Origin of the sequence: Aeromonas sp. 603607, assembly GCF_049171595.1 — a bacterium.
GTDB lineage: Bacteria > Pseudomonadota > Gammaproteobacteria > Enterobacterales > Aeromonadaceae > Aeromonas > Aeromonas veronii.
The window spans coordinates 159961-166363 of sequence record NZ_JAAKOV010000010.1; the positions used below are offsets into that span (position 1 = coordinate 159961).

Consider the following 6403-nt stretch of genomic DNA (forward strand, 5'->3'; position numbering starts at 1 on the left):
CTGACAATGTGGTATTTCACCTGGATCCTGGGGCTGTTGCTGGCCTGTGCATTTGGCATTATCAATGCGCTGTGGCTGGAACACACCGAGAACATGGATCGTCAGATCGATGAAAACAAGTGATCGACTCGCCAGGCTGGCCGCTCCACTGGAGCGGCAGCCGTGGCAGGGGTTGATGTTACTCGCGGCGGCCTTGTTGGCCGTCGCTATTTTACAGGCCCCCAATCTGATCGCGGCCAACACCAGCGAGCATCGTCTCTGGCTTGCTCCCTGGCTGATGTGGGCCGTCTGTTGTGGCGTACTTAACGGGCTTGGCTTTCATCTGAAAAGCCTGCCCGGACGTGTGCTGTTCAACCCCTGGCTCGCCTGGCCCAGTTTGTTGTATGGCCTCTGGCTGACACATTCATATTTCCTTTCATAAAAAACGGTGGGAGGCAGGATTTCCCTGTCTCCCCCTGCTTCTTTCCTATTCAGCCCTGCGCTATGATAGCCCCCCATCTGACTGTCGAATGGATCACAGATTGTTATGGGGGAAGTCTTTGAGTTTCCGGTACGTGTCTACTACGAAGACACCGATGCCGGGGGCATCGTCTACAACGCCAATTATCTCAAGTTTATGGAACGTGCTCGCACCGAGTTTCTTCGTGCCAAAGGGGTCGAACAGGACGTCTGGCTGCAGGAGGGATATGCCTTCGTGGTGAGCCGAACTGAGATCGATTTCCGCTCGGCGGCCCGTTTTAATGAACTATTGAATGTATTAACGCAAGTGATTGAAGTGAAACGCGCATCCCTGCGTTTTTCGCAGCAGATCCTGGCGGCTGATGGACGACTCGTCACCCAGGCTTTGGTACAGATAGCCTGTGTAAGTCATCCGCAAATGAAACCTGTAGCTATACCTGAAAAAATCAAGGGAGTGCTGTTAAGTGCACGCTGAAATTTCGTTTATTGGCCTGTTTTGGCAAGCCAGCCTGTTGGTAAAACTGGTCATGATCACCCTGATGAGCATGTCTATTGTCTCCTGGGCGCTGATTATCCAGCGTTCCAAGGCGATCAAGGCGGCCAATCTCGCATCGGAACAGTTTGAAGATCGCTTCTGGTCAGGGGTCGATCTCAATCGCCTCTATCAGGAGTCCTCTTCCCGCCGCGATGATATCGAAGGCATGGAAGATATCTTCTACTCCGGCTTCAAGGAGTATGCCCGCCTGCTCAAGGCCGGGGCCCGTGGTCAGGATGCGGTGATGGATGGTACCTACCGTGCCATGCGCGTCTCCCTCTCCCGTGCGGTGGATGATCTGGAATCCAACCTGCCGGTGCTGGCGACCATCGGCTCCATCAGCCCCTACATCGGTCTGTTCGGTACCGTATGGGGGATCATGAACGCCTTTATCGCCCTGGGTCAGGTGCAGCAGGCCACCCTGCAGATGGTGGCACCGGGTATCGCGGAAGCGCTGATTGCGACCGCCATGGGTCTGTTTGCCGCTATCCCGGCGGTAATCTTCTACAACCGCTTCTCCAACAAGGTCGAGCGGCTGGAGAACGCCTACGCCAACTTCATGGACGAGTTCACCACCATTCTGAACCGTCAAATTGCTCAGCAGCAGGGTGATCAGTAATGCAAACCTATCAGCGGATCCGGCGCAAGAAGGTGGCCGAGATCAACGTGGTTCCCTATATCGACGTCATGCTGGTGCTGCTTATCATCTTTATGGCGGTCACGCCGGTGATCACGCAAGGGGTCAAGGTGGATCTGCCGCAGGCTGAGTCCGAGCAGTTGCCGGAAGATGCCAAGCCGCCCTTCATCGTCAGCGTCAATACCGAAGGCGAGTATGTCATCAAGGCTGGCGAAGCCGATGACGAGCCGGTGCCAAGTGGCACGCCAGAGGCGATGCAGCAATACATCACCGAAAAAGCCATGGGCTATCTGGCGATCAACCAGAATGCCCCCGTGGTGGTCGCGGGTGACAAGGCCGTGCGCTACGAAGAGGTGATCCTGTTGATGGTGGCCCTCAAGAATGCGGGTGTGCCTCAGGTTGGCCTGATGACAGATCCGGTGAACTAACGGAGATGGATGTGAAGCGTGGTATTTCCGGTTATCTCATCGCGTCGTTTCTGCTGCACCTGATCATCGGCATCATCCTGTTTGTCGGGCTCGATTTCAGCAAACCGAAACGACCCGAATCGAAGGGGCAGATCGTCAATGCCGTCATGCTTGATGAGAACTTCCTCAACGAGCAGGCCAAGCAGATCCAGCAGCAGAAAGCTCAGCCCAAGCCGCAGAAGGTAGAGAAAGAGAAGGATAAGGAAGATACGGATCTTGCCAAACGCGAACTAGCCCAGCAGCAGGAACGGCTGCGTATTGCCGAGGCCAAGCGGAAAGAAGCAGAAGAGGCGACCCGCAAGGCCGAGGCTGAGAAGCAGAAAAAAGTTGCCGAGCAGAAGCGGGCTGAAGAGAAGGCGCAGAAAGCCGAGGAGGCCCGCAAGCTGGAAGAGCAGAAGGCCAAGAAGGCGGAAGCCGAGCGCAAGGCTGCTGAAGAGGCCAAGGCACTGGCGCTGAAGAAAAAGAAAGAGCTCGAGAAAAAACAGGCGGAAGAGAAGGCTAAAGCCGAGGAGGCCAAAGCCAAGAAAGCGGAAGCTGACAAGAAGGCCAAGGCTGAGGCAGAGAAGAAAGCCAAGGCAGAGGCTGAGAAAAAAGCCAAAGCCGAGGCTGAGAAGAAGGCCAAGGAAGAGGCAGCCAAAAAGGCAAAAGCTGACGCAGAGAAGAAAGCCAAGGCTGAAGCCGAGAAGCAGGCCAAGATCGCGGCAGAACGCAAACGCAAAGCGGCCGAGGAGGCCAGACTGCAAAAAGAGATGGAAGCCATGATGCAGCAGCAGCTGGCGGCTGAAGCCAATGCCCGCAGCCAGGCTGCCTCTGCAGCGGCACAAGGTGAGGTCGACAAGTATGCGGCGCTCATCAAGGCCACTGTTGAGCGGTATATGATTTTGGATCCCACCATGCGGGGCAAAACATGTACTATCGGCGTACGTCTTGCGAGCAGTGGCTTTGTCATATCGGTAGATAACGGCCAGGGTGACCCGGCGGTTTGTCGTTCCGGTAAGGCGGCTGTTCTGAAAGCCAATCAACTGCCTGTGCCCAAGGATCCTGCGGCATTCGAGATGTTGAAGGAATTTAACCTGAAGTTAGAACCGAGTATCTAAGCGTGATAAAACGAGGTTGCCTGCCTCCGGTTGGCAACCTCTCGCCGAGAAAGGAATTTAACCTCTCATCTATATTGGAACCGAGTATTTAAGCCATGATCAGAAAAGTATTTTTTGCTTTGGTTGGCTGTTTGTTGCTGGGCCAGAGTGCCCAGGCGGCCCTGGACATCGTCATCACCGGCGGTATTGATAGCGCACGCCCCATCGCCGTCGCCCCCTTCAAGTGGGAAGGCAACGGGCAGTTGCCGCAGGACATCGCGGAAGTGGTCTCCAACGACCTGATGCGCAGCGGCAAGTTCAAGCCGCTGGCCCGTGGCCAGATGCCGCAAACCCCGAGCAGCAGCAGCGAGATCAACTTCGCTCCCTGGGCCTCCCAAGGAGTTGAAGCCGTGGTGGTGGGTTCCATTTCGGCAGTCGGTGACGGCACCTACAAGGTCAACTTCGAGCTGGTCGATGTGCTGAAAGGCCAGCTGGCCAAGGCACAAGGTGGCGAGAGCAACGGTTACATCCTGGATAGCCGTATGGCGACCATCCCGGGTGCCCAGATGCGCCAGTTTGCCCACCGTATCTCCGACATCGTCTATGAACGTCTGACTGGCGAGCGCGGTGCCTTCCTGACCCGTCTGGCTTACGTCTCCGTACAGCAGGGTACCCAGTTCCCGTACCAGCTGCGTATTTCTGACTACGACGGTTACAACGAGAAGACCCTGCTGCGCTCCCGCGAGCCCTTGATGTCTCCGGCCTGGTCGCCGGATGGCAGCAAGCTGGCCTACGTGAGCTTCGAGAACCAGAAGTCCGAAATCTACGTGCAGGATATCTACACCCAGCAGCGCAGCCTGATCACCAGTTTCCGCGGTATCAACGGGGCGCCGGAGTGGTCTCCGGATGGTCGTCGTCTGGCTATCGTTCTCTCCAAAGATGGTTCACCGAACCTCTATGTGGTTGATGTCGCTAGCAAGCAGCTGACCCGCGTCACAACCAGCCGTGTGATCGACACTGAACCCTCCTGGATGCCGGATGGGCAAAATTTGTTGTTCACCTCTGAACGTGGTGGCAAACCCCAGATTTATAGCGTAAATTTGGCGACTGGTATGACTCGCCGGATGACTTGGGAAGGTGAATCCAACCAGGGTGCATCCATCACTCCTGATGGCAAAATCATGGTGATGGTGACCCGTGTTCAGGGACAGTATCGTATTGCCCGTCAGGACATGGAAAACAATGCCCTGTTGGTCCTTACCCAGAGTGCTCTGGATGAGTCGCCAAGTGTGGCTCCCAATGGCAGCATGATCATTTATGCCACCATCTATCAGGGTCGTAAGAGTCTCGCGTTGGTGTCGACTGATGGTCGCTTCAAGGCTGTGCTTCCGACCAGTAGCGGTGAAATTCGTGCACCAGCTTGGTCGCCCTTCTTGAATTGATAAAAATCCAATTGTTTTTTGTTTTGTTATAAAGGTTTAAGGAAATAGCATGCAACTCAATAAACTGCTCAAGGGTTTGGCCATCGCACTGCCACTGTTCACCCTGGCCGCTTGTAGTTCTTCTTCTGATTCCGACGCCGCTGGCGCTGAATCAGGTATGACCGACGGCATGGGCGGTGTACAAACCGGCGGCGCCAACGGCATGTTGTCCCCGGAAGAGCAGATGCGTCAGAAGTTCGAAGCACTGCAGCGTGACAACGTGATCTACTTCCCGTTCGACGGTTACGATATCCAGGGTCAGTACGCTGATCTGCTGGATGCCCACGCCAGCTACCTGCGCGAGCGCCCGAGCGTGAAAGTCCTGATCGAAGGTCACGCCGATGAGCGCGGTACTCCGGAGTACAACATCGCCCTGGGCGAGCGTCGTGCCAAGGCTGTTGCCAAGTATCTGCAAACCCTGGGTGTGCAGGCCGAGCAGCTCTCCATCGTCAGCTATGGCGAAGAGAAGCCGCTGGATCTGTCCCACACCGAGGATGCCTTTGCCAAAAACCGCCGCGCGGTTCTGGTTTACTAAGGTTTGAACCGAACGAAGTTCGTTTATATGCAAGCGGCCATTTCGATGGCCGTTTTATTTGCACTAAACGCCAAGGTTTGATCCGAATGAAATCTGCATATGCGAGCGACGATGGCGCTGGCCGTTTTATCTGTACTAAACGCTAAGGTTTGATCCGAATGAAATCTGTGTACAAGCAAGCTGTCGTTGCGCTGGCCGTAATGGTTGCTCTGAATGCGCAAGCTGCGGCACCGGTCAGCGATCTGGGCGGTGACTCAAGTGGTGGGGTTGTCCTTAGCGGCAACAATGGCGCCATCGTGCCCACCGGTAGCCTGGAAGATCGGGTTGCCCTGCTGGAGCGCACCCTCAATGCCCGTCTGCGACTGCAAGCTGAATTGCAGCAACAGGTCGACTCCCTGCAAGGGGAGGTTTCCGAGCTGCGTGGTCAGCTGGAGCAGCAGACCTACCAGATGGAACAGTCGCAAGAGCGCCAGCGTCAGCTCTATCAGGAGCTCGACAAGGTTGCCAGCAGCCAGCAGGCTGCACCGGCCGCCGCGGCCCCTGCTGCTGCCGCTACACCGGCTGCTGCGGCCAATTACTCAACCAATCAGGATGAGAATCAGGCCTACGACGCAGCGGTCAACATGGTGCTCAAAGAGAAGAACTATGACAAAGCCATTCCGGCTTTCCAGGGCTTCATCAAGCAGTACCCCAATTCGGGCTATGTTCCCAATGCACACTACTGGCTCGGCCAGTTGCTGTTCAACAAGGGTGACAGAGCCGGTGCCTCGGCCCAGTTCTCGACCGTGGCCAACAAATACAGCAAATCCCCCAAGCGAGCCGATGCGCTGCTGAAGCTGGGTATGCTGGCGCAGCTGGATGGCAAGAAGGCGGAAGCCAAATCCTTCTATGAGCAGGTGATCAAGGGCTATCCCAACACCTCGCCAGCCCAGTTGGCCAAACAGAGTCTGGCCAAGCTGTAACATTGCTGTATGTCACTGTTTTCGTAACGCTACTGTAAAAACAGCCTGCATTTGTACGCACAGTGAGCAAACGGATTTAAATTACGAATTTTCTGTTGCACCGGAAATTTAAATCCGTAATATAGGCCGCCGTCAGAGCCGAAGCAGTAATGCAGTCGGAACTGGTCGTGGTGAGGGTCGTTAGCTCAGTCGGTAGAGCAGTTGACTTTTAATCAATTGGTCGCTGGTTCGAATCCAGCACGACCCACCAT

9 protein-coding genes and 1 tRNA gene are annotated in these 6403 nt (G+C 55.6%); all 10 read left to right on the plus strand.

The window, feature by feature from the left end; all coding sequences use genetic code 11:
* The first annotated feature begins 6 nt into the window (after nucleotides 1-6).
* Nucleotides 7-123 carry a cytochrome bd-I oxidase subunit CydX gene (gene cydX / locus G5315_RS11580; protein WP_005304933.1) on the plus strand — a complete coding sequence of 39 codons (117 nt, stop codon included), beginning with the start codon at nucleotides 7-9 and terminating at the stop codon, nucleotides 121-123.
* Entirely contained in the window at nucleotides 110-421 is a 312-nt protein-coding gene (locus G5315_RS11585; protein ID WP_421333079.1) for a cyd operon YbgE family protein, read from the plus strand. The genes cydX and G5315_RS11585 overlap by 14 nt, the downstream gene beginning before the upstream one ends.
* Nucleotides 422-526: 105 nt before the next feature.
* Complete coding sequence (gene ybgC / locus G5315_RS11590) at nucleotides 527-934, plus strand: tol-pal system-associated acyl-CoA thioesterase (RefSeq protein WP_005343212.1); 408 nt, start codon at nucleotides 527-529, stop codon at nucleotides 932-934.
* Nucleotide 935: 1 nt separating this feature from the next.
* On the plus strand, nucleotides 936-1613 hold the full coding sequence (gene tolQ, locus G5315_RS11595) for a protein TolQ (RefSeq protein WP_216954450.1): 678 nt from the start codon (nucleotides 936-938) through the stop codon (nucleotides 1611-1613).
* Nucleotides 1613-2059 (plus strand): protein TolR, encoded by a 447-nt coding sequence (gene tolR / locus G5315_RS11600; RefSeq protein WP_005335733.1) that lies wholly within the window; start codon nucleotides 1613-1615, stop codon nucleotides 2057-2059. The genes tolQ and tolR overlap by 1 nt, the downstream gene beginning before the upstream one ends.
* A 5-nt stretch (nucleotides 2060-2064) precedes the next feature.
* On the plus strand, nucleotides 2065-3195 hold the full coding sequence (tolA, locus tag G5315_RS11605; protein WP_216979490.1) for a cell envelope integrity protein TolA: 1131 nt from the start codon (nucleotides 2065-2067) through the stop codon (nucleotides 3193-3195).
* Between the two features lie 95 nt (nucleotides 3196-3290).
* On the plus strand, nucleotides 3291-4616 hold the full coding sequence (gene tolB, locus G5315_RS11610; RefSeq protein WP_005335728.1) for a Tol-Pal system beta propeller repeat protein TolB: 1326 nt from the start codon (nucleotides 3291-3293) through the stop codon (nucleotides 4614-4616).
* A 49-nt stretch (nucleotides 4617-4665) separates the two neighbouring features.
* On the plus strand, nucleotides 4666-5190 hold the full coding sequence (pal, locus tag G5315_RS11615) for a peptidoglycan-associated lipoprotein Pal (RefSeq protein ID WP_005313284.1): 525 nt from the start codon (nucleotides 4666-4668) through the stop codon (nucleotides 5188-5190).
* Between the two features lie 158 nt (nucleotides 5191-5348).
* Nucleotides 5349-6152 (plus strand): tol-pal system protein YbgF, encoded by an 804-nt coding sequence (gene ybgF, locus G5315_RS11620; RefSeq protein ID WP_076492460.1) that lies wholly within the window; start codon nucleotides 5349-5351, stop codon nucleotides 6150-6152.
* A 174-nt stretch (nucleotides 6153-6326) separates the two neighbouring features.
* Nucleotides 6327-6402: transfer RNA gene (locus tag G5315_RS11625), tRNA-Lys, on the plus strand.
* Nucleotide 6403: the final 1 nt, after the last annotated feature.